This is a genomic window from Burkholderia sp. 10_S31, assembly GCF_056930375.1.
Genome location: NZ_JBXOWK010000001.1, coordinates 547,123 through 569,434 on the forward strand (window position 1 = coordinate 547,123; position 22,312 = coordinate 569,434).

Sequence of the window (22,312 nt, forward strand, 5' to 3'; positions counted from 1 at the left end):
TGCGTTACTTATGCGATGAGGTGTTTCCGTCGCCGCGTCAGAAGCAAAGCGAATTGCATTGTGCTTCCAATTGCTTGCACAAGAAGGGGGTGGTATGAAGCAAGACGTGAAAACGATGCGTCATCGGGCAGCATCTGGTTAACGTGCCCGTAGAAACGAAATCTATTCGTCTATGACCGTGAGGGCCAGTATTCGGCGTGTAATTAATCCCGCCAAGTAAACAGCGACGGTACGATTCATTTCCGGTCGGGTCGTGCGCCGGCAATCTATGCAAGATCTTGCGTAGCTTTCGAATGAGTTGAATATGAGGGTGTATGTAACCCGCTACCGTGCCGAATGTTCGCTCCCCGCGCAATTGCGCGGTTGGTAAGCAACGTCAAGGGCACGTCCATGGAATACATAGCATGTTGAAATCAGGCTGGTTGATCTGTGCATTATTGCTGGCGGCGTGCGGTGCTAAGAAATCGGCGCTCACGGAGCAAGAGAAGAAGGCGGTAATAGGAGCGACAACGGATATCAAGTCACGCTGTATTGGACGTTACCTGATTGATTTTCCAGCCAGCGCACAGCCGATCGGCGATGCTAAGTTTGATGACGTGAGGGTCAATGCGAAAGCTATGTCATTGGAGCAATTCAAGCACGACATGCTTGCACTCGAAGCAGAATTGAAAGCAACTCACAGCACGCTTGGATATCAATTTTTCTTCGATGCCGGCACGGTGGGCGGGATGGAACATACCAAGTATTTTATTTCACTTGGCGATCCTGGGGCATCCAACGATGCAAGGCGTGTGATCGAGGCCTACAGATGGGATCGAGGTTATCAGCTCAGCTTGAAGATTCAAGCCGTGGACTGGACCAATTCAAAATTCAAAGATGCATCAATTGTGAAGAGTGGCCCCGTTAAGACCAACGTACCTGAAAAAAAGCAGCTTGCTTTCGACCTGATAACGAAACTTCAGGGGCGTCCCGAAGACGAGATTCCGACGGAGCCTGGAACATGCTTCGTCGGGGGATTCATGCCGGGCAAGGCAATTTCAGAAAAAGAAGAGGTTTCGACTAGCTACGTACTCGCGGACAAGGCGGATGTGTCATTCACTTGGGACAGTTTCGCCGGTTTGCAGGCGACCAGCACATTGCTGCCTCGCATACGGAGTACGGACGTCCAGGATGCGTTGAAGACGGCCCAGGGACGTGTGATTCGATCCGGGAGTATCGAACTGCCCAGTGGCATGAAAGTGGACGAGGCGTTGATATCGTCACTTACGCAGGTGAATGTGCAGGGAAGTCATGGCTCGCTGGAAACGAATTACCAGGGTAGCCCGCAAGCGCCTTACATCGTTTTCGACATGCTAACCGCGAGTCCGAATTTTCTGGCACAGGCCGATACAGTCAAACGATCCTCACTCACGGAGGGGGAGGCCCTAGCCTTGTGGGATGCGGTGTCTCGTAGCCTTCGGCCTCGTCCCAATGCTTTTTGAGAAATGATCGATGCCTATTGACTTCGACAAACTGCCACCAGAGAAACCAGTACCGGACCGCCCTCCGTCGCGCCTCGTCTGGACGATTGTGTTTTTCGTCATCGTGCTTGCTGGCATATTCGCGGTGCTGCTTCTCTGGCCCAAAGGCGAATCGACGCAATCCCTCTGGTTCCGGATATGCATCACGGTGTATCCCGTTGGCGTTGCGACCTTCGTCGTGTTACGGCGCTATAGCGTTTTCGAGGGACGACGTTTGGACGCGATCGCATGGAACGAAGCTCGAGAGAAATACCTGAATCGCGTGTTCGAGGAGGCCAGCCATCCGCTTGCGCTGGTTGCCGCGGCATACCGATTCACGAGCGACGCGAAAGAAGACGCGTTCGACAAACTGCTGGGTGGTTCAATCAAACTCGAACCGCGAATCGCGCTGAAACACGATGCGCCGCCTGTGAATGCGCGCTGGTTTGATCAACCCGAAACGGACGAGGATGGCAATCGGTTCAATAGTGACGACGAGCGGCGGCGCCACGTGCGCGAGTGGGTATTCGGTGCGTTGATCAGTGATGTTGCCGATGCCATCCGCGCGTTGCCGTCGGAGTTGAAACTGGCGATTCAGTTGGTATTACCCGGCGTTGCGAACCTGGATGAGGCTTTAGCGTCGTGGGACAAGCAATGGGCGAAATCCAATCTCCAGCCATTGAAAGTCGAGGTCCTGCCCGATCCGCCCGACTTGATGGCCCTCGACGCGTGGCTGGATCGAATCAACCAGACGCGTGATCAGGAAGCGCGCCTGCTCGTCTTCGTGCGGTTGAATCCGGTTCTTCAAACGCTTCCGCCGGACGGTAGCGCGGAAGCCGGTGTCGCGCTACTCGTGGTGCCGGAACCAATGCAGCGTCGATTCAAGATTGACTCGATTGCAAGGCTGCATCGGCCAAATGACACCGACAACTGTCCGGCGGATGTTGCCCTTGCACGCGCATTGCGCTGGGGGCGTATGGAACCCTCTGCTTTGAGTCGTATTTGGCAGTGCGCCCTTGACCCAGCCGCGACAAACGCAGTGACAGCCGCAGCGGTCAAGGCGGGTATCGCCGCGAAGGTGGCAAACATCGACTACATGGTGGGGCACGCAGGTGAAGTCGCGTCCTGGCTTGGCGCAGCTTGCGCAGCCAAGGCGGTTGCTCGGGATGGCACGCCCCAGCTTCTGGCAACGACCGGGAAGACGGGGGTTTGCTTCTCTGTTTTGCGGAATGGCGATCCGCAATGACCGAGGCCCGAGCGGGTTTCTGTCTCTACATCCTCACATAGTCGCGCAATGCACAACTTATCTCTGAATTGGGGAACGCAGATCATGGTCAGGCGGTACGACATTCTGAAAGGCGACAAGACAACGTCGAATGGCATTGTCCTGGGCGGCGATTCGAACGACAGAATCGGGAATCGCGAACAGGCTTACGAGCGTGATGATGTCTGGTGTCCCGCATGTGATACGACGGGGCACATCGTATGCGACGGCCCTCGCTTCTCGATGAAGGGCCCTGACGGCAGAGAAGGTGCCCTGAGCGATGATCTGTGCGTATGCAAGTGCGATCCACTGCCGCGCTTGCTTCCCTCGCAATACGCCTCCTATGTCGATGTCTGAGCGTAAGCGTCCTAACCGATCGAACATTGGCCAGGACCACTGCCAACGAAATGCGGAGCGGCATTCATCCGGTCAATCTCGATTCAATTTCTATTCCAAATGCGCAAGTTCCGGATCGACACACTAAGCATCGTCATAGCGGTTATCCTGCCTGGATTGCTGGTCTGGTTCGCCGGCGATACCTGGGTGGGCCTGTACTCGGTCGGAAAGCGTGCCGGATGGATCGTCGTGCTTTGCATCGTATTCGTCGTGCTGTTCCTATGGAATAGCTTCGATTCGTCATCTCGCCCGGCGGTAGCAGCACGGCGTCTTCTGCATTGGGTCAAGAAACAGACAAGCTCGTCATCCGAGCGGCGCGATACGGGAACTCCTGATGGCGGCACACGCGTTGCGGCTTTACGTAGCCGTCTTCGCGACCGCCACGGTTGGCGCTGGCGCTATCGCGAACGATGGGTGCTCGTTGCCGGCGACGTACCGTTGGTGAAACGCCTGGCACCGGGTCTCGTCGACGCGGGATACCTGATCATCGGCGATACAGTCCTGCTGTACGCCAAGCAAACCCGCGACACGCTCGACACCGAATGGCTCGACCAGATCCGCCGCCTACGCCGCCGTCGCCCGGTCGATGCAATCGTCGCAGTCACACGCAACCGCAATTCTGTCGATGCCCCGTTCGACACCGACAATCTTTCCCAGCGACTCGCGCGCCACGCGCGCGCGCTGCGCTGGTCCGCGCCGGTCTATCTGCTCAATGCGACGGATTTCGGCAGCGAGGCGTCGAGTCCCGACGAGGCGATCGGCTTCACGTGGTCCAACGCGCGCGTCAGCGCCGAGGCGATCGACGCGTCGCTGCAAGCCCTCACCGACAACCTGGCGGATGCCGGTGTCGTGCGCCTGACGAAGGACGCAAACGACCGCTACCCCGCCGAACTGTCGCAGCATATTTCGAACATCGGAAGTGCACTGTCTGGCCTGGTGCTGCAAACCTCGCAGTCACGTATCCGGCGGCACGCAGTCCACGGCCTTCTGTTCGCACCGCTATTCAAGGAACGGGAACTGACGTCGCCGCAGGCACCCGCCGGCGCGAGCGACGACGAACCGCCGGTCGGCCCGCGACACCGCACGATATGGCAAACCGTCGCCGAACACAGTCGCAAGATCCACGGCCGCCGAGTGGGCTTCTCGTTGTCGACCGCGGCCGCGTGGTTCACAACCGGCCTGATCGGCTGCTGGATCGCCGGCACGATGCTTTCCGGTTTCGTCAACCGTGCAACGATCCGGAGCACCGCGGACACGATCGCGACTCTCTCCACCGTGCAGGACAGCACGCAGGCCTTGCAGGCCCTGAACACTCTGGATCGCCAGATCGACACGCTCGAAGTCCATCAGCGCGAAGGCGCGCCCTGGGCATCGCGATTCGGCCTGAATCGCGACGGCGTACTGCTCGACGCCTTGTGGCCGAGCTATGCCCTCGCGGCGAACCGCATCCTCGTCGCCCCCATTCGCCAGAAGCTCGAAGCGCGTCTGCAGCAGCTTGCATCCCTGTCCGACGCTCAGATTGCCGACGGCGGCAACGCACAGATCCAGGCCGCCTACGACACGCTCAAGGCCTACCTGATGCTCGCGAAGCCGGAGCGTGCCGTGGCTGCGTTTTTGACGCCGCAGCTTGCCGCGACGGCCGTACCCGCGCGTCCGTCCAATTCGTCCTTGTCGCCGGGCGCCTGGGAAGACCTGCGTCTGCACGCCATCGCGTTCTTCGCAAACCATCTCGGCCAGGCCCCCGCTTCAAATGCTGCCGCGTTCGCGATCACACCGGATGGCAACCTGATTGCGTCAGCCCGCCAAACGGTGATTGGTGTGCGGGGCATCCAGAACTCCAGGGATGCGCTCTACCAGCAGATCATCGATGAGGCGACCCCGAAGTATCCGCCGGTCTCTCTCGCGACGCTGCTCGGCGACACGACGAGTCGAGGCCTGTTCAATACGACCGCGACCGTTCCCGGCGTTTTCACGCGTGCGGCCTGGGAGGAGCGGATCTCGAAGGCGATCGAGGACGTCAGCGCACAGCGTGACGTGTCGGGCGACTGGGTGCTGCGCCCGGAAGGTAGTCCCCGTGGAGAATCCGACACCAACGCCGGCAACCCGCCCCCGTCGACATTGAAAGCCGAATTGCGTCAGCGCTACTTCGATGACTACGCGCGTACGTGGGCACTGTTCCTGAACAGCGTGCGCTGGCAATCCGCGCCAACGCTGTCAGCTACGGCCGACCAGCTGACGCTGCTGGGCGACTCGCAACGCTCGCCGCTCGTTGCGCTGATGAACGCGATCGTCTACCAGGCAGGCGCGGGTGCGAATGCGCAGTCGCTCTCCGCGAGTCTGATCAACAAGGCGCAACAACTGGTCGGCGCCGACGAGAAGGATCCGTCGAAGCAGGCTCAGCCGCAGCTTGCGCCGCTTGCGTCAGCCTTTGGCCCGATCCTGCGCCTGACCGGTAGCGACCTGGTGTCCGGCGCGCCGGCCAACGGCAAGGCCGCCGCTCAACTGGCCGCGACCGGCGACCTCAGTCTCGCACGCTATCTCGAGCGGGTCACGGCGATGCGTCTGAAGGCATCGCAGATCGTCTCCGGTGCCGATCCGGACGCGATCGCGCGGCTGGCCGCTCAGTCGGTTCTGCAGGGCAAGACGTCCGATATCTCGGATAGCCGCGACTACGCGAGCCGTGTGGCCGCGAGCCTGGGCGAACGGTGGGCAGGCTTCGGCGCGCTGTTTCGGGCACCGTTCGATCAGGCGTGGCAGGTCGTCGTGCAGCCTGCCGCGTCGAGCCTGAACGAAATCTGGCGGACGGCGATCCTGGCCGACTGGAACAAGTCGTTCGGCGGCCGATATCCGTTCTCGGACGCCGACAACGACGCGTCGCTGCCCGAGATGGCGCGCTTCATGCGGCCCGACAATGGCGTGATCGCCCAGTTCGTTGCAACGCAGCTCGCCGGCGTGATTGAGCGGCAGGGCGACCGGTGGGTCGTCGCGCAAGGGGCCGACCAAGGCGCGCTTACGATCGATCCGGTTTTCCTGAGCGGCCTGAACAAGCTCACGCGGCTCTCGACCGTGCTGTTCCCGTCCGGAGATGCGCGTGTGCGATACGAAATGCAGGCAGTGCCGACGCCGGGCGTCACTGACATGAAATTTGTGCTCTCCGGGCGCGAACTGCGCTATTTCAACCAAAAGCAGGAATGGGTGCCGTTCGAGTGGCCGGGCCAGGCGCTCGAGAACCTGTCGCATATCGAATGGCAGACGGAGAAGGGCGGGTTGCGCACGGCGCTCGACGCGCAGGGGCGCTTCGGCCTGATCCGGTTGCTGGAGCGTGCGAAGGTCGCGCAGCAGGACAACGCACGTTACTTGCTGACCTGGATGCCGGACACGAGCCAGGGCATTCCGCTGAAGGTGCAATTGCGCAGCGAGGCGGGCGCCGGGCCGCTCGACGTACTCCAGTTGCGCAACTTTGCGCTACCGGCGCGGATTTTCGTGACCGGGGCGGCGAGTACCGGGTCGAAGGTGTCGACGGCCAGTCCGCCGCCGTTGCCTGCTGCGGCAATCGCAGCGGCAAAGCATGCAGCGGTGCCGCTGCCGCCGGGGCTTCCGGGTGCGATGTCGTTGCAGGATGAGCCGCTGCCGGCGACGCCGGACCCGGCGCCTCGTCGAACCGCCGCGGTGGACTCGCCTCCGGCGGACGCGCAGCCGGCTACGTCCGGCATGAAGTCGCTCAGGGCCAATCCGGGGATGACAGTGTCGTCGCTGGCGACGACTTCGATGTCCGCCGACGCGTCCTCCCAACCGTTCGGACACGCCCTCCGGTTGCTGGGCGACGCATTTGCGTTTTGAGACCTGCGATGACACTTGCCAATTTCGTAAAGACACTCGTCGGCGGTCCACGCATCGATTCGCTGCAGGAAGCGCGCCGGAATACCTGGGCGGCATGGCTTGCCCCGATACCGGGGGAGCACGCGCATGGCCGCGATCCCGGCTACGAGGATGCATTCTTCGAACTGAAGGACGAAGCGACAAAGCTGTCCGGAATCGACGACGGACTGATCACCCGCGCATGCGAACAGCTTCTCAAGGAAACCGGCAAGGATCTGCGTCTGGTCGGTTACTACGCATTTGCGCGGCTGCGTCAGGAGGGTCCCGCCGGGTTCGCCGACGGCCTTGAACTGGCCGCTTCACTGGTCGACCGGTTCGGCGAGACCCTGCTGCCTGCCCGGGCCGAGGCAAAGCGGGCGGCGCTGGAAATGCTGTCGACCGCGCGAATGATCGAGACGCTGGACAGCCGCGGAGACTTCGCACCCTTGGATCTCGAGCGCGCGATGGCGGCGCTCGACGTGCTCGTCACCCGCACGGCTGCGTGGCCCGACGCCGCCCGTCCGAACCTGCATCCGCTTGCTTCCCGCTTCGGGAACAAGGATGAGCCGGTGCGCAACGTGAGCCCGGACATGGCGATGCCGCAGACGTCAGCTTCGACAAGTGCCTCGATCGGATCGATTGCATCGGCGCGCGACCTGCTCGATCAGGTCCGCGCGATGTCGACATGGCTTCGCGATCAGGAAAACGGCTATTTGCCGTCAGTGCGTATCGCACGCAGCGTTCGTTGGGACACCTTGCACGATGTGCCGCCGTCGGATGCCGCGTTGCACACGCGGCTGACACCGCCGCGCGCCGAGTTGCGCCAGCAGATGAAGCGGCTCGTGCTGCAGAAGCAGTGGCACGAACTGCTCGAGCGCGTCGAAGGTGCATTCATGGAAGGCGTGAATCATCTTTGGTTCGACCTGCAGTACTTCCAGCACGTCGCGCTCGATCACGTCGGAGCGCCCTACCACACGTGGGGCGAATTGCTGCGCGCGGACTTTGCGTGGTTTCTCGAGCGATTGCCGGGCATCGAGCGCCTCTCGTTCAGTGACGGCACGCCATTCTCCGACGACACGACGCTCGAGTGGATCGCCCGGCACGCCGTCGTGCGCGACCTCGAAGCGGGCGAGACCGTGGCGCCGCTGCCCGTGTCCGCGGATAGCGACGGCGATGCCGGCGACTGGCCGGAAATCGAGGCTCAGGCTCGCGAGCTGGTTGCGCGCGACGGCGTCGAGGCGGCGTTCGCATGGCTCGATGCGCTGCCCGGCATGAAGACCGAGCGTCACCGTTTCCTGCAGCGGCTCGTGATGGCGCGCCTGGCCGATCATGCCGGTCGACCCGATACGGCCCTCGCGCTGCTGGCCGAACTCGACACGTCGTCGCGCTCGCTGCCGGTGATGCGCTGGGAGCCCGCGCTGGCGTTCGAGGTCAAGCAGCAACTCGTGCGAGCGTTGAAGGCGACGAGCAACCGCAAGGATGCCGACAAACCGATGCTCGCGCGCCGCATCGGCGAACTGCAGGCGGAACTTACCGTGCTCGACCCGGCTCGAGCGCTGACTCTTTCGTAACGAGAATCCATGGCAAACGACGATCCCATCCTGCGCTACTACGAAGCGGAAATGCGCTATTTGCGCGAGTCCGGCAAGGAATTCGCGAAGGCGCATCCCGATCGCGCACGGCTGCTCAATCTCGACCGTGTCGGCGATCGCGATCCGTACGTCGAGCGACTGTTCGAGGGTTTCGCATTCCTGACCGGGCGCCTTCGGCAGAAGCTCGACGACGAGTTGCCGGAGCTGACGGAAGGGCTGGTCAGCCTGCTATGGCCACACTACTTGCGAATGATTCCCTCGTTGTCGGTCGTGGAACTCATCTCGCTGTCGGAAAAACTTCAGAAGACCGAAATCGTGCCGGCGGGCGTATCGATACGCTCCGCGCCGATCGTCGTACCGCCGCCCGCGGGCGCGGAAGGTTTGTCGCCGAAAACCGTGCAGTGCGTTTACCGGACCACGCAAGCGGTCGCGCTGCAACCGGTCACGGTGACGCATGCCGGGCCGGCCGTGCGTCACGATGGCCGCTCGGTGATCCGGCTCGGTTTCTCGCTTGGCGGGTCGGCGCGCCGGATGGAAACGGATCTGTCCCGGTTGCGCCTGCACCTGAACGCGGATTTGCCGACGGCGTTTGCGATGCACCTTGCCCTCACGCGCCAGGTCGACACGATCCACTTGCGCATTCCCGAGATCCGCGACGGCGAGGCGATGCCGCTCGCCGGTGTCACGATCGAGCCGGCCGGCTTCTCGACCGAGGAACGACTGTGGCCGAAGGCCGATGCGGCCTTCTCCGGCTATCAGTTGCTGCTCGAGTACTTCACGTTCCGCGAGAAATTCCTGTTTGTCGATCTTTGCGGACTGGACGTCACGAAGCTGCCCGAACGTACCACCCGGTTCGAGCTGGAGATTGTGCTGACGCAGACCTATCCGTCGGACCAGCGCTTCAGCGCGGAAAACGTGCGGCTATTCTGCACGCCCGTGATCAACCTGTTCGAACTGGACGCCGAGCCGATCGAGATCGATCACCACGAAACCGAATATCGTGTGGTGCCGGCTGGCCATCAAGGCGAGCATGTCGAAACGTATTCCGTCGACGCGATCGAGGCTTTCGACCACGAAACGGCCGAGCGATATGAATACGTGCCGTTTGCGACGTTCCGTCACCGCGGCGGCATGCTGCGCCACGAGGCGCCGGAGCGGTATTTCCATTCGCGCGTGCGCTCGGGTGCGGCCGGGTTGCACGAAACGTGGGTGGTGCTTGGTGGCCATGCATGGGAAACCATGGATGCACTGCCCGAGGAAAGCCTGTCGTTGCGCGTGACCGGCACGAACGGAATGCTGCCACGCAAGGGGCTACGGGAAGCCAGTCTCGACGAAATCGCGACCAGTTCGCAGAACATTGCCGGGGTGCGCAATCTCGTCTCGCCGACGCTGCCGCTGTATCCACCGACGGAAGACCGGTTCCAGTGGCGCGTACTGTCGCATCTGGCGCCGAATTTCCTGTCGATGATGGACGCGGAAGTGCTGCGCGGGGCGCTTGCGCTCTACGACTGGACGAATGACGAGCTGAACCGTCGACGGCTCGCCGGCATCCTGTGGGTGTCACAGGCACTGATCGAGGAGGTGTCGGGTGGTTCGGTCGAGCGGGGCGTGCTGATCGAGGTCACGATCGACAGCCATGCGTTCGCCGGGGACGGTGACGTGATGCTGTTCGGCGAGCTTCTGCATCGGTTCTTCGCGCTCTACGCGGACATCAACCTGTTCACGAAGCTCGCGATCGTCAGCATGCCGTCGCAGGCCCGGATCGAATGGCCACGCAGCAAGGCCGAGCGGGCGCCGCTATGAAGGCGCACGACTTCCCGAATCTCGATCCGCTGGTCGCCTCGCTTCTGGCGCGCGCACCGCGGATGAACTTCATGCAGCTTTGCCGGTTGCTCGAGGTGCGTTTTCCCGACCAGCCCGGCTTCGGCACACGGGATGCGCTCGATCATGAACCGGTGCGCTTCCGGCCGCGGCCGCGAATGGGCTTTCCGGCGAGTGAAATCGCGTCGGTCGAGTTTGACGATGGGTCGGACGCATTCGGGCCTGGATCGCCTCCGACCGTGCGCACGACTTTCATGGGGCTGTACGGCGTCGATGCGGCGATGCCTGCGCACATGATCGACGAAATCGTGCTGCGCGAGGAAGGGCACGAAGCCGTCGAGGCGTTCCTCGACCAGTTCAATCACCGGTATGCCACGTTGCTGTATCGCGCCTGGCGGAAGTATCGCTATCCCGAGCACTTCCGGCCTGGCGGCATCGACGCGCATTCGCGCAACCTGCTGTGTCTGGCAGGGTTCGGCTGGGGCGACAAGCCGAAGCGCGCCGGCCTGCCCGATTCGCGGATGCTGGCGCTGCTGGGACTGCTGATTCAGCGCACGCGCACGCCGGAAGGGCTCGCAGGTGTCGTTGCGCTGGCCATCCCGGGAGTTGAGGTCCGGGTCGACGAGTTCTGGCCGGTCGTGACGTCGACGGGGCGGCCGCGGCCGCTCACCGCGGCCGGGACTGCTGTCGGGAAAGCGGGAACCAGTCAACGTGGCGGGTTGGGCGGCGGTTACGTATTGGGAAAGCGGATGGCGTATCGAAGCCGGGCGGTACGGGTGACGTTGCGTCCCGCGGATGCTCGGCAGGCGCAGGACCTCTTGCCCGGTGCAGGGCTGCATCGCGATTTGATGGCCTTCGTGCAGCTATATGTCGGTGTCAAGGCGGACGTACACCTGCGTATGGAAGTGTCGTCGCGATACACGCCGGAGCCGGCGATTGGTCATGGAAACGCCGGGCCCGCGCCACGGCTCGGCTGGACCACCGTGCTGCCCGCTGACGAGGAACGTATCGTCAATATTGCGCTGGGCGTGTACGAGGCTTTTCCCGCGCCCGCGCCGAATCCCCACCTTACCGCATCGCATGCTTGACCAGGAATGACCCATGACCTTCAGATTTGTCGGTTCAGCCGTTGCATTCGTTTTGATGCTATCGGCTTGCGCTCTGCGTCGGGCCGACGACGCTTGACGCCAATACGCTCGTGACCGACACCATGTATTGCCGAGGAGTATCAATGTCCATTCGTTTCGCCATTTCAACCGTCTTGTCGGTCTTGCTGCTGTCTGCATGCGGCGCCTGGCAGTCCGTCTCGGACGCCTCGACGAGCGCGTATCGCTCGGTGTTCTTCAAGCAGGTCAAGGTGCTCAACGTCGATCTGTCTGCCCGGGAGGCGTTGAACCCCGACGACGCCGGCCGCGCGACATCGGTTGCGGTGCGCGTGTATCAGTTGAACGATCGAAAAATGTTCGACGGCGCGTCCTACGAGGACCTGCTGAAGAATGACCGGACGGTGCTTGCGCAGGACCTGCAGACGAACCTTGCCGCCGTGTTGAACCCGGGAGCGTCGGCGAGCCTTTCACAGCCGATGCAGGCCGATACGAAATACGTCGCGATCGTGGCGTTCTACCGCAATCCGGGCAACGGTGACGGGTGGAAGTATGTGATCGAAAAGAAGAAGCTCGACGCGGACAAGCCGTTGAAACTCGAGCTTGTCGATCAGCTTTTGCTGGTCAGCGGCGCTCGTCGCGACACATCGAGGTAGTGGCTGACTGGCCGGTCGTCGTGACGATCCTCGAAATGCAAAGGACATTATCTGACCTGATCCGCGCACTGGGTGAACCGAATCGAGAGATCCGACGATCCCGTGCCCGAGCCGGCATTGCATCGAGTGTTTGAGTGCGGCGGCACTGTGCGCCTGCTCAATCCCCCCGACGCCGCCGCACCCCGCTCAGCACCGCATACGCGACCGATCCGATCACGATCCCCCAGAACGCGGAGCCGAGCCCGAGCCAGGTCATCCCCGATGCGGTCGCGAGGAACGTGATCACCGATGCTTCGCGATGGTCCTCGTCCTCGAAGATCCCGTGCACGTTCGCACCGATCGCGCCGATCAGCGCGAGCCCCGCGAGGATCGCGACGAAGGCCTTCGGCAGCGAGAAGAACAGCGTGACGATGGTTCCCGCAAAGAGCCCGCCGATCAGGTAGATCACGCCGTTCGCGATGCCCGCGATGTAGCGTCGGTCGGAATCCTCGTGCGAGTCCTTGCCGGTGCAAAGCGCCGCGGTGATTGCCGCGACGACGATCGTGATCCCGCCGAAGCACGCGACGACGAGCGACATCACGCTGGTCGCGGTGATGATCGGCCGGGCGGGCGTGTGATAGCCCGACACGCGCAGGATCGTCATCCCCGGCAGGAACTGGCCGGTGAGACTGACGACGACGAGCGGCAGCGCGAGGCTGAGCGTGGTGCCGAGCGTCCATTCCGGCGCGATGAAGATCGGCCGCGCGACGCTTGGCGACACGTTGCCGAGATGCGTCATGCCGAGCAGCGTCGCGAGCGCGGCACCCGTCAGCAGCACGAGCACGATGCTGTAGCGCGGCAGCAGGCGCTTGAAGATCACGTACGCCGCGATCATCCCGAACCCGAGCACCGGCTGCGCGGTCGCGGCGGAGAACGCGTGCATGCCGAACGGCAGCAGGATGCCGGCCATCATCCCGCAGGCGATGCCGCGCGGAATGTGGCGCACGAGCCGGTCGAAGTAGCCGGTGATGCCGATCACGAGGATGATCAGCGCGGCCGTGATGTACGCGCCGACGGCCTGGTTCAGCGTCAGCTGCGGAAAGAGGCCGACGAGCAGCGCGGTGCCGGGCGCCGACCACGCGGTCACGATCGGCACCTTCAGCTTCCAGCTCGCGAATAGCCCCGAGATGCCCGCGCCGATCGAGATCGCCCAGACCCACGACGTCACCATCGCGTTGGACGCATGCGCGGCCTGCGATGCCTGGAAGAAGATCGCGAGCGGGCCGGCGTAGGAAATCAGCACCGCGAGAAAGCCCGCGGTGATCGCGGAGACGGACCAGTCGTTGCCGATCGAGCGGATCGCGCCGGGCGAGGTGTTCGGTTGCATCGTCGTAGCGGAGTGCGGCGCGCGGCCGGGAGGCAGGGCCGGGGCGAATGATTGTTGGAAGCCCCGGACGAGCCGTCATTCTGGGCATTGCCGACGGAATTGGCAATTCGTCGACGCAGATCGGTGTTGTCGGCTTTTCGTAAGGAATGCGTGCTGCGTCGGCTAGGCGCGTGCGTCGTGGGGAATCGGGCGGCTTCACGAGGAAGCGAGGTGCGATCGGGCGCTACGTACTGATCTGCAGATACCCGTCGACCGCAGCCACTTTCGCGCCGCTGCCGGTCGACAGCGACGCCGTACCCTGATCGAACGGATGCACGGGCGCATCGGTCGGCGTCCAGGCATGGCGCGTGAGCAGTTCGCGATATCCGCCGCGAATCACGAAGCCGCCGCATTTTTCCGCATACGCGTCGCGCCGCATCCGGTACGCGCGCGGCAGGTCGTACCACGGCAGCTTCGGCAGGTCGTGATGCACGAGGTGGTAGTTGTTGTTCAGGTACAGCAGCCGCATCGCGAAACCGGCTTCGTTGATCGCGATGCGCGCCTTCGGATGCCGTGCGGCACGATGCTCGAAGAGCGACCGGATCATCGCGAGCGACAGCGCCGGCCACGTGACCGCCAGCAGGTAGTACCACCACGGCACGCCGATCGCCCACTGCAGCCACGCGAGCACAGCGACCACGCAGGCCGCGTGCGTGATCCACATCCGCAGATAGCGGAAGTCGCCGCGCCGGAATGCGCCGAACGCGTTGGCGAACATCGCGGCGACGCTCGTCGGCGGCCCGACCACGAGACGTCCGACGAAGGTGGTGCGCGCAACCGTCAGCGCACGACGCCAGCTCGGCAACCGTGCCCACCGTTCGCGCGACACGTAGTTCGTTTCCGGGTCGACGCCGGGCACGGTCAGATCCTCGTCGCGGTGATGGTCGAGGTGCGTGTCGCGATAGAGCGTGTACGGATACCAGATCGTCAACGGCGGATAGCCGAGCAGGCGGTTCACGAACGCGGAACGCGTCGGATGGCCGTGCAGCAGTTCATGCTGCAGCGACATGTGCCACGCGCCGAGCAGGATCAGCGGCGGCGTCGCGGCCGCGAGCGGCAGGCGTCCGGCGCGCACGAGCAGCAGCACGGCGAGCCAGCCGCCGTAGATCGCGACGACCAGCAGCCAGGTCGGCCATTCGGTGCGGGCAATGAAGCGGGTGTCGAGCGCGGCGATCGCGCGTGCGTGGTCGACGTCGAAGTATTCGGCCATGGTGCTGGGGCGGGATGAAACGGGTGATGCGGGTAGCGGACGATCGCGCCGGTACGGGGCGCGATGCGATTGGCCGACATGCGTCGCGGCTTGCGGTCAGTCGCGAAAGCAGCATCCGACGAAATCGCGACACGGGAACGCTACCCGGGCCGCGTAGTCAGGCCAACCAAGCAATTCGCATTTGCTTATCGCTGCGCGGCCGATAAGCATCGACGTCCCCCGCCGCGCATCGGCTCCCACCGAAGCGCAAGCGAACGGGCTTTCTCGAAGGCACCGCCGATGCGTAGAATGCCCGCATGAGCCAATGGATCGCCGGACTGCCGATGTACAACGTGACGCCGCGCCACGCCGCACTGTGGCGTGCGTTGCTGCGTGACGCGCTCGATGCGTTCGCGCGCACCGGCGGGCCTGCCGGCGTCGTGCTGCTCGACGAGCCATTCGGCGATCTGCACGCGCTGTGGCGGCGTAACGACCTGCTGTTGTCGCAAACGTGCGGTTATCCGTACCGGATGCTCGGATTGCGCGATGCCGTGCACCTGATCGCGACGCCGGCCTTCGATGCGCCGGGCTGCGACGGCGCGCGCTACAGCAGCGTGCTCGCCGTATCGGCGCGCGTGCATGCGGGCGGCGCGACGACGCTGGCTGCCTGTCGCGGGCTGCGCGCCGCGTTCAATGGTGCGGATTCGCACAGCGGGATGAACGCGTTCCGGCATGCGGTCGCGCCGTATGCGCCTGACGGACGTTTCTTCGGATCGGCCGTGTCGTTCGGCTCGCACCTGAACGTGCTGCGCGCACTGGCGTGCGGCGACGCCGATTGCGCGGCGCTCGACTGCGTGACGTTCGCATACGTGCGCGATGCGCTGCCCGAGCTGTTGAACGAGATCCGGATCATCGGCATGACGGCGTCGGCGCCGGGGTTGCCGCTGATTGCGTCGAAGGCGCTGGAAGGCACGCGGGTGGAGGCGTTGCAGGATGCGCTCGATCACGCGGTCGCGCTCGATCCGGAACGGGCGGGTGTGCTGCGGCTGAAGGGATTCGAGCGCCTGCCGCCGGGCGCGTACGACACGATTGCCCGGTTTGCGGAGGACGCGGCCGCGCACGGGTATCCCGAGCTGGGGTAATGCGACGGCGCGGCTGCCGTGGCAGCCGCGCCGCTTGAGATCACTCCTCGTCCATCAACCGGACCTTGACCCGCTTACCCTTGATCTTCCCCGCATTGAGCTTGCGCAGCGCGTCTCGCGCAACACCGCGTTCGATCGCGACATAGGTCGAGAACTCGGTCACGTTGATCTTGCCGATCTGCTTGCCGTCGAATCCCGCATCGCCGGTCAGCGCGCCGAGCACGTCGCCCGGGCGGATCTTGTCCTTGCGCCCGCCGAGGATCTGCAGCGTTTCCATCGGCGGCGTCAGCACGCCGTCGTCGGCCGGCTTCAATTCTGCGAGCGGATGCCATTCGACCTCGCGCTTCTGCGCCTGCTCGATCCCGCCGACGCGGCCCATCTCGTCCATGCTGGCGAGGCTCAGCGCCCAGCCGTCCTGATCCGCGCGGCCCGTGCGGCCGATGCGGTGCACGTGCACCTCGGGGTCCGGCGTCACGTCGACGTTGATCACCGCTTCGAGCTGCGCGATGTCGAGCCCGCGCGCGGCGACGTCGGTTGCCACCAGCACGGAGCAGCTGCGGTTCGCGAACTGGATCAGCACCTGGTCGCGCTCGCGCTGGTCGAGCTCGCCGTGCAGCGCGAGCGCGTGGAAGCCCTGCGCGTGCAGCACGTCGAGCAGGTCGCGGCACTGCTGCTTCGTGTTGCAGAACGCGATCGTGCTTACCGGCCGGTAGTGGTTCAGCAACTGGCCCACCGCATGCAGCCGCTCGTTTTCCGTTACTTCGTAGAAGCGCTGGCGGATCTTGCTGTTATCGTGGCGCTCCTCGAGCTTCACTTCCTTCGGGTTGCGCAGGAACTGCTGGCTCAGCTTCGCGATGCCGTCCGGATAGGTTGCCGAGAACAGCAGCGTCTGGCGCGTCGTCGGGCACATCCGCGCGACCTTCGCGATGTCGTCGAAGAAGCCCATGTCGAGCATCCGGTCGGCTTCGTCGAGCACGAGCGTGTTCAGCGCGTCGAGCTTCAGGTTGCCACGGTCGAGGTGATCCATGATGCGGCCCGGCGTGCCGACGACGATATGCGCGCCGTGCTCGAGGCTCTGCGCCTGCGGGCGCATCGGCGTGCCGCCGCAGAGCGTCAGCACCTTCACGTTTTCCTCGGCGCGCGCGAGGCGGCGCACTTCCTGCGCGACCTGGTCGGCGAGCTCGCGGGTCGGGCACAGGACCATTGCCTGCACGTCGAAGCGGCGCGTATCGAGGCGCGAGAGCAGCGCGAGCGAGAACGCGGCGGTCTTGCCGCTGCCCGTCTTCGCCTGCGCGATCAGGTCGTGGCCGGCCAGCGCGATCGGCAGGCTCGCGGCCTGGATCGGCGTCATGTCGACGTAACCGAGCTGCGCGAGGTTCGCGAGCGCGGCGGGCGTCAGCTGCAGCGCGCTGAAGGGCGTGGCGGTCGGCTGGGTCATTCCAGGTCTCCGAGGTAAGGGCGGCCTTCCAACTGCTCGTAGACGACCGTGCCTTCGTCGTCTTCGAAGCGTTCGAGATAGTTGCGCGCGCCGCACAGCGGGCAGCGGAACAGCAGCCCCTGGCCTTCGTCCTTGATGACGACGTCGGACGTCTCCCACTGCGTGCCGCAGCTCTGGTTTCGGCAGGTAAACACGGTCTTTCTCCAGCTGAATTCGGTTGGTGGCGCGCCCGGCGGGCGCGGCAACGGCGTGCGGCGCTCGCGCGGCTCGGGCGCGGGCCGCACCGGCGGTCACGTGGACCGCGTCGATGCGGGTGGTGGATCGGATGGCGACGGCGTCGCGCGTGCCCGCAATTCTAGCGGATGCGGGCGGCAGCGGACGACCGGTAGCGGGCTATTGGCGGTGGGGCGGCCCGGCAAAGGCAACCGGCAAAGGCAACCGGCAGAGGCAACCGGCAGAGGCAACCCAGCGAAGGCAACCCGGCGAAGGCAACCCGGCGAAGGCAACCCAGCGAAGGCGCAGCCCGCCGGCGCTCGCGGCGCCGCCTGCATCGCCATGAAAAACGGCCGCCTCGGAGGGCGGCCGTGCGGTGCGGCGAAACGGGGCCGGACGCGTTACAGCGCCATGTCGGCCGATGCCTTCGCGGGGCGCGCCGGGGCAGCGCCGGTTGCCTGCGACGGCGCGTTCATGTCGATCTTCGGCGGCGGCGACAGCTGCAGCACGCCGCTCGTATAGGTCCATTCCTCGACGACCTTCACCGGGCTGTCGTTCAGCTTCGTGCCGTAGCTCGGCACGATCTGGCGGATCTTCTGCTGCCATTCGGGCGTCGCGACCTTATCCTTGAACACCTTCTGCATCAGGTTCAGCATGATCGGCGCGGCCGTCGATGCGCCCGGCGATGCGCCGAGCAGGCCCGCGATGCTGCCGTCCTGCGAGCTGACGATCTCGGTGCCGAGCTTCAGCACGCCACCCTTCTTCGGGTCGCGCTTGATGATCTGCACGCGCTGGCCGGCCTGCCACAGGCGCCAGTCTTCCTTCTTCGCGTCCGGGAAGTATTCCTTCAGCGCGTTGAAGCGGTCGTCGTCGGACAGCATCAGCTGGCCGGCCAGGTACTGGACGAGCGGAAATTCGTCGACGCCCACGCGCATCATCGGCGCGACGTTGTGCAGGTTGGTGCTCTTCGCGAGGTCGAAGTACGAGCCGTTCTTCAGGAACTTGGTCGAGAACGTCGCGAACGGCCCGAACAGGATGATCTTCTTGCCGTCGATGATTCGCGTGTCGAGGTGCGGCACCGACATCGGCGGCGAGCCGACCGACGCCTTGCCGTACGCCTTCGCGAGATGCCGCTTCACGACCTCGGGGTTGTCGGTCACGAGGAACGAGCCGCCGACCGGGAACGCGCCGTAGTCCTTCGCCTCGGGGATGCCCGACGCCTGCAGCAGGTGCAGCGCACCGCCGCCCGCGCCGATGAACACGAACTTCGCGTCGACGGCCTGCGGCGGCTCATCCGAGTGCAGCTTGACCCACGACACGTGCCACGTGCCGTCCGCGTTGCGCGAGATCTCGCGCACTTCGCTCGACAGCGACAGCGTGAAGTTCGGCTGCGTCTTCAGGTAGCCGACGAACTGGCGCGTGATCTCGCCGAAGTTCACGTCGGTGCCGATCGGCGTCCAGGTGGCGGCGACCTTCTGCGAACGGTCGCGGCCTTCCATCATCAGCGGCACCCACTGCCTGATCTGGTCGTAGTCTTCCGAATACTGCATCCCGCGGAACAGCGGGCTCGCCTGCAGCGCGTCATAGCGCTTCTTCAGGAAGCGGACGTTGTCGTCGCCCCATACGAAGCTCATGTGCGGCGTCGAGTTGATGAACGAATGCGGATTCTTCAGCACGCCCTGCTTGACCTGCCACGCCCAGAACTGGCGCGAGATCTGGAAGGACTCGTTGATCTCGATCGCCTTCGAGATGTCGATCTTGCCGTCGGCCTTTTCCGGCGTGTAGTTCAGCTCCGCGAGCGCCGAGTGACCGGTGCCCGCGTTGTTCCAGCCGTTCGAGCTTTCGAGCGCGACGCCGTCGAGGCGCTCGACCATCGTCATCGACCAGTCGGGCTGCAGCTCATGCAGCCACACGCCGAGCGTCGAGCTCATGATGCCGCCGCCCACCAGCAGGACGTCGACCTTCTTCGTATCGGCGGCATGCGCGGACGACGCGGCGATGCACAGCGCGAGCGCCGACAGTATTACCCGTAACGTTTTGATCACAGCAGATCCCTTTTTCAACTTGGATGCATCGGTTTGCCATGCCGCCCGGCGGATGCGGATTCGCAACCGGTTCGCGTATCCGGAGATCCGGACCGCGAATCCGGAATTCCGGATCGATCGCGTTCGCCGTTGCATTTGCGCACGCGAAACCGTTGCGAAGGACACCTTCGGATCGACTTCATGCACTCGGCAATCGCATGCTTTCCGGTCGTGCGACGGGCGCACAGGCCCTTGCCGCGAGCCTCGCCGGCTGGCGCTTCGGGCTGCGTCGCAAGAGGCCGCGGGCAATGCGTTTCGCGGGGTGGGGTGGCAAGGGGCGCGTAATATAACCGAACTCGGTCAACGTGTCGCACGCGCAAAATATCCTTGTTTTCGTGGGGTTTTTTGCGCGTCCGGGTTTCCGGAACGACGGTGCGAGGAACGGGAAAATGCGCAGGGACCGGAGCGGGCGATGCACGCGCTCGACATGCGTCGCACCGATGCGGAGCGACAAAACGAAGGAGCGCCGTGCCGTCCATGCGCCATTCAATGCGCGACGAGCGCGCGTAATGCGTCGCAGCGGTACTTCATCGTGATGTCGCGGCATGGCGCCGCGACCCGGTCATTTCGCCAGATTGTTCCGGCAGAACTGCTCGAACGCTTGCGCCGAATTCGCGAACCCCTTCTGTTTCGCGAGTTCCCACGGGCGTTCGCATTGTTGCGTCTGTTCGCACCATGTGTAGCCGGCCGAGCCGATGCAGCCGTGCGTATCGCGATCGCCGCCGACGACTGGCGGCGCGGCCTGCGCGGTCTGCGTATCTTGCGTGTGCTGCGTGGATTGTCCGGCGACATCGGCCGGCAGAGGGGTAGGCGGCTGCGTCGCGCACGCGCTCAATGCAAGCGTAGCGGCAATCGTGGCGGCAAGCGACGCGGAAGGAATGACCTGTTTCATCGGGTAGCGCTCCATGGGATGACGATCGACGGCGGATGCCCGTGCATGGGCGAAGGGGCGTTCACGCATCCGGCACCGGCACGCGCGACGAGAACTTGACCTCGCGCAGCGCGAGGCTCGACTGGATCGACGACACGCCGGCCTGCTTTCTCAGCACGCGTTCGACGAATTCCGCATACGCGTCGAGATCGGTGGCGACGACCTGCAGGATGTAGTCCGCCGCGCCGGTGATCTTGTGGCACGACGTCACTTCGTCGTGACGCCGCATCACGTCCTCGAAGTGATCCGAATCCTGGTCCGAATGCATGTTGAACGTGACCTGCACGAACGCGAACACGTTCATCCCGAGCGCGCGGCGGTCCAGGTTCGCCTGGTAGCCGGTGATCACGCCTTCGTCCTCGAGCCGCTTGCGCCGCCGCCAGCACGGCGTGACGCTCAGCGACAGCCGTTCGCCGAGCGTCGCGTTGGACAGCGCGCCGTCTTCCTGCAGCAGGCGGAGCATCGCGCGATCGACGCCGTCGAGTTCCACTGAAGCGCGATTTTTGCTCATTCCCGGGTCTCCGTAGACGGTTTTCTCAAAATTGTATGAAACGAAGAGGTGAAAAGCAAAGTTATTGCCGGCTGGCGTCAATAGACTGTTGCCATCCCTCACAGCCTTCACTGCAACGGTCAACCATGCTCACGGTCTACAGCAGCGATCATCATCTGCATCGCGGCGTCGAACTGAAGGACGGCGCGATCACCGATTCGTTCGAGAACCCCCTTCGCGCCGAGACGGTGCTCGCGCAGGTCCGCGCGGCCGGCCTCGGCGACGTGATCGCGCCGCGTGCGTTCGACCGCGCGTGCTATGCGGGCGCGCACAGTGCGCGCTATGTCGAGTTCCTCGCCGGCGCATGGGACGAATGGACCGCGACCGGCCGCACCTGCCAGGCGCTGCCGCTTGTGTGGCCGGTGCGCGCGATGCCGTCGTCGGCCGCGCTGCCCGACTTCATCGACGGCAAGCTCGGTTTCTTTGCAATGGACGCCGGCGCGCCGATCAACGCCGGCACGTGGGATGCCGTGAGCGCGAGCGCGAACTCGGCGCTCACCGGCGCCGATCTGCTGTCGAACGGCGGCGCGCGTGCGGCATTCGCGCTGTGCCGCCCGCCCGGCCACCATGCGGGCCGCGAGTACATGGGCGGCTACTGCTACCTGAACAACGCGGCGATCGCCGCGCAGCACGGCATCGCGAGCGGTGCGGCGCGCGTCGCGGTGCTCGACGTCGATTTCCACCACGGGAACGGCACGCAGGACATCTTCTACGACCGTTCGGACGTGCTGTTCGCGTCGCTGCACGGCGAGCCGGCGGTGTCGTATCCGTACTTCTCCGGCTATGCCGACGAGCGCGGCGCGGGCGCGGGCGAAGGCTTCAACCTGAACCTGCCGCTGCCGAAGGGCACGCAGTGGGACACCTACTCCGCGGCGCTCGGGCAGGCCACTGCCGCGATCGCGAAGCACGCGCCCGACCTGCTCGTCGTGTCGCTCGGCGTCGACACGTTCGAGCACGACCCGATCAGCCATTTCAAGCTGCGCTCGCCCGACTACCTGCGAATCGGCGAAGCGCTCGCACGCCTGCATCTGCCGACGCTGTTCGTGATGGAAGGCGGCTACATGGTCGAGGAAATCGGTATCAACGCGGTGAACGTGCTGCTCGGTTTCGAAGGGCGCGCGTGAGCGCATCGCTTTGCCTGCAATCAACGATGGTCCGGATCACGAACCCA

The 22,312-nt window shown here is 64.3% G+C and carries 17 protein-coding genes; 10 read left to right on the forward strand and 7 right to left on the reverse strand.

The genetic code is table 11. From position 1 onward, the window contains the following. The first annotated feature begins 404 nt into the window (after positions 1 to 404). The 8 genes from AC1Z3W_RS02520 (at position 405) to tssJ (ending at position 12,189) form a co-directional block, all read left to right on the forward strand. Positions 405 to 1,481 (forward strand): T6SS immunity protein Tli4 family protein, encoded by a 1,077-nt coding sequence (locus AC1Z3W_RS02520; protein WP_483506883.1) that lies wholly within the window; start codon positions 405 to 407, stop codon positions 1,479 to 1,481. Positions 1,482 to 1,491: 10 nt separating this feature from the next. Further along, on the forward strand, positions 1,492 to 2,745 hold the full coding sequence (locus tag AC1Z3W_RS02525; RefSeq protein ID WP_483506885.1) for a hypothetical protein: 1,254 nt from the start codon (positions 1,492 to 1,494) through the stop codon (positions 2,743 to 2,745). 84 nt (positions 2,746 to 2,829) lie between these two features. Beyond that, complete coding sequence (locus AC1Z3W_RS02530) at positions 2,830 to 3,120, forward strand: PAAR domain-containing protein (protein WP_082664669.1); 291 nt, start codon at positions 2,830 to 2,832, stop codon at positions 3,118 to 3,120. A gap of 99 nt (positions 3,121 to 3,219) precedes the next feature. Next, positions 3,220 to 6,999 (forward strand): ImcF-related family protein, encoded by a 3,780-nt coding sequence (locus AC1Z3W_RS02535; RefSeq protein ID WP_483506887.1) that lies wholly within the window; start codon positions 3,220 to 3,222, stop codon positions 6,997 to 6,999. 8 nt (positions 7,000 to 7,007) lie between these two features. Then, a complete protein-coding gene (tssA, locus tag AC1Z3W_RS02540; protein WP_483506889.1) occupies positions 7,008 to 8,588 on the forward strand; it encodes a type VI secretion system protein TssA in 1,581 nt (526 codons plus the stop codon). A 9-nt stretch (positions 8,589 to 8,597) separates the two neighbouring features. After that, on the forward strand, positions 8,598 to 10,412 hold the full coding sequence (gene tssF / locus AC1Z3W_RS02545) for a type VI secretion system baseplate subunit TssF (protein ID WP_057926297.1): 1,815 nt from the start codon (positions 8,598 to 8,600) through the stop codon (positions 10,410 to 10,412). Continuing rightward, the gene (gene tssG / locus AC1Z3W_RS02550; protein WP_483506891.1) at positions 10,376 to 11,518 is read left to right on the forward strand and encodes a type VI secretion system baseplate subunit TssG; all 1,143 of its coding nucleotides are present in this window, start codon (positions 10,376 to 10,378) and stop codon (positions 11,516 to 11,518) included. Before tssF ends, tssG begins: the two co-directional genes overlap by 37 nt. Positions 11,519 to 11,661: 143 nt before the next feature. After that, the gene (gene tssJ, locus AC1Z3W_RS02555) at positions 11,662 to 12,189 is read left to right on the forward strand and encodes a type VI secretion system lipoprotein TssJ (RefSeq protein WP_483506893.1); all 528 of its coding nucleotides are present in this window, start codon (positions 11,662 to 11,664) and stop codon (positions 12,187 to 12,189) included. 157 nt (positions 12,190 to 12,346) lie between these two features. Here the strand turns inward: tssJ and AC1Z3W_RS02560 are convergent, their stop codons facing one another. Both AC1Z3W_RS02560 and AC1Z3W_RS02565 read right to left on the reverse strand, forming a co-directional pair. Next, positions 12,347 to 13,555 carry a benzoate/H(+) symporter BenE family transporter gene (locus tag AC1Z3W_RS02560; protein WP_057926299.1) on the reverse strand — a complete coding sequence of 403 codons (1,209 nt, stop codon included), beginning with the start codon at positions 13,553 to 13,555 and terminating at the stop codon, positions 12,347 to 12,349. A 223-nt stretch (positions 13,556 to 13,778) separates the two neighbouring features. Beyond that, positions 13,779 to 14,804, reverse strand: a complete 1,026-nt coding sequence (locus tag AC1Z3W_RS02565) for a fatty acid desaturase (RefSeq protein WP_483506896.1) — start codon at positions 14,802 to 14,804, stop codon at positions 13,779 to 13,781. Positions 14,805 to 15,100: 296 nt separating this feature from the next. Between AC1Z3W_RS02565 and AC1Z3W_RS02570 the strand changes: the two genes are divergently transcribed. After that, positions 15,101 to 15,925, forward strand: a complete 825-nt coding sequence (locus AC1Z3W_RS02570) for a phosphate/phosphite/phosphonate ABC transporter substrate-binding protein (RefSeq protein WP_483506898.1) — start codon at positions 15,101 to 15,103, stop codon at positions 15,923 to 15,925. Positions 15,926 to 15,965: 40 nt separating this feature from the next. Here AC1Z3W_RS02570 and dbpA read toward each other — a convergent pair whose 3' ends face one another. The 5 genes from dbpA to AC1Z3W_RS02595 all read right to left on the reverse strand — a co-directional run bounded on the left by dbpA (position 15,966) and on the right by AC1Z3W_RS02595 (position 21,102). Beyond that, a complete protein-coding gene (gene dbpA / locus AC1Z3W_RS02575) occupies positions 15,966 to 17,363 on the reverse strand; it encodes an ATP-dependent RNA helicase DbpA (RefSeq protein ID WP_057926302.1) in 1,398 nt (465 codons plus the stop codon). Continuing rightward, the gene (locus tag AC1Z3W_RS02580; RefSeq protein ID WP_057926444.1) at positions 17,360 to 17,557 is read right to left on the reverse strand and encodes a hypothetical protein; all 198 of its coding nucleotides are present in this window, start codon (positions 17,555 to 17,557) and stop codon (positions 17,360 to 17,362) included. The genes dbpA and AC1Z3W_RS02580 overlap by 4 nt, the downstream gene beginning before the upstream one ends. Positions 17,558 to 17,977: 420 nt before the next feature. Beyond that, on the reverse strand, positions 17,978 to 19,639 hold the full coding sequence (gene mqo, locus AC1Z3W_RS02585; protein WP_483506900.1) for a malate dehydrogenase (quinone): 1,662 nt from the start codon (positions 19,637 to 19,639) through the stop codon (positions 17,978 to 17,980). A 583-nt stretch (positions 19,640 to 20,222) separates the two neighbouring features. Further along, the gene (locus tag AC1Z3W_RS02590) at positions 20,223 to 20,552 is read right to left on the reverse strand and encodes a hypothetical protein (protein ID WP_057926445.1); all 330 of its coding nucleotides are present in this window, start codon (positions 20,550 to 20,552) and stop codon (positions 20,223 to 20,225) included. Positions 20,553 to 20,613: 61 nt separating this feature from the next. Then, positions 20,614 to 21,102 (reverse strand): Lrp/AsnC family transcriptional regulator, encoded by a 489-nt coding sequence (locus tag AC1Z3W_RS02595; protein ID WP_057926304.1) that lies wholly within the window; start codon positions 21,100 to 21,102, stop codon positions 20,614 to 20,616. 125 nt (positions 21,103 to 21,227) lie between these two features. Between AC1Z3W_RS02595 and AC1Z3W_RS02600 the strand changes: the two genes are divergently transcribed. Beyond that, complete coding sequence (locus tag AC1Z3W_RS02600; protein ID WP_057926305.1) at positions 21,228 to 22,265, forward strand: histone deacetylase family protein; 1,038 nt, start codon at positions 21,228 to 21,230, stop codon at positions 22,263 to 22,265. The last annotated feature ends 47 nt before the right edge of the window (positions 22,266 to 22,312 follow it).

Excerpts from the sequence above, each read along its gene's own strand:
- AC1Z3W_RS02520 (WP_483506883.1), top strand. The coding sequence starts at position 405 with ATGTTGAAATCAGGCTGGTTGATCTGTGCATTATTGCTGGCGGCGTGC.
- AC1Z3W_RS02525 (WP_483506885.1), top strand. The coding sequence starts at position 1,492 with ATGCCTATTGACTTCGACAAACTGCCACCAGAGAAACCAGTACCGGAC.
- AC1Z3W_RS02530 (WP_082664669.1), top strand. The coding sequence starts at position 2,830 with ATGGTCAGGCGGTACGACATTCTGAAAGGCGACAAGACAACGTCGAAT.
- AC1Z3W_RS02535 (WP_483506887.1), top strand. The coding sequence starts at position 3,220 with ATGCGCAAGTTCCGGATCGACACACTAAGCATCGTCATAGCGGTTATC.
- tssA (WP_483506889.1), top strand. The coding sequence starts at position 7,008 with ATGACACTTGCCAATTTCGTAAAGACACTCGTCGGCGGTCCACGCATC.
- tssF (WP_057926297.1), top strand. The coding sequence starts at position 8,598 with ATGGCAAACGACGATCCCATCCTGCGCTACTACGAAGCGGAAATGCGC.
- tssG (WP_483506891.1), top strand. The coding sequence starts at position 10,376 with ATGGCCACGCAGCAAGGCCGAGCGGGCGCCGCTATGAAGGCGCACGAC.
- tssJ (WP_483506893.1), top strand. The coding sequence starts at position 11,662 with ATGTCCATTCGTTTCGCCATTTCAACCGTCTTGTCGGTCTTGCTGCTG.
- AC1Z3W_RS02560 (WP_057926299.1), bottom strand. The coding sequence starts at position 13,555 with ATGCAACCGAACACCTCGCCCGGCGCGATCCGCTCGATCGGCAACGAC.
- AC1Z3W_RS02565 (WP_483506896.1), bottom strand. The coding sequence starts at position 14,804 with ATGGCCGAATACTTCGACGTCGACCACGCACGCGCGATCGCCGCGCTC.
- AC1Z3W_RS02570 (WP_483506898.1), top strand. The coding sequence starts at position 15,101 with ATGAGCCAATGGATCGCCGGACTGCCGATGTACAACGTGACGCCGCGC.
- dbpA (WP_057926302.1), bottom strand. The coding sequence starts at position 17,363 with ATGACCCAGCCGACCGCCACGCCCTTCAGCGCGCTGCAGCTGACGCCC.
- AC1Z3W_RS02590 (WP_057926445.1), bottom strand. The coding sequence starts at position 20,552 with ATGAAACAGGTCATTCCTTCCGCGTCGCTTGCCGCCACGATTGCCGCT.
- AC1Z3W_RS02595 (WP_057926304.1), bottom strand. The coding sequence starts at position 21,102 with ATGAGCAAAAATCGCGCTTCAGTGGAACTCGACGGCGTCGATCGCGCG.
- AC1Z3W_RS02600 (WP_057926305.1), top strand. The coding sequence starts at position 21,228 with ATGCTCACGGTCTACAGCAGCGATCATCATCTGCATCGCGGCGTCGAA.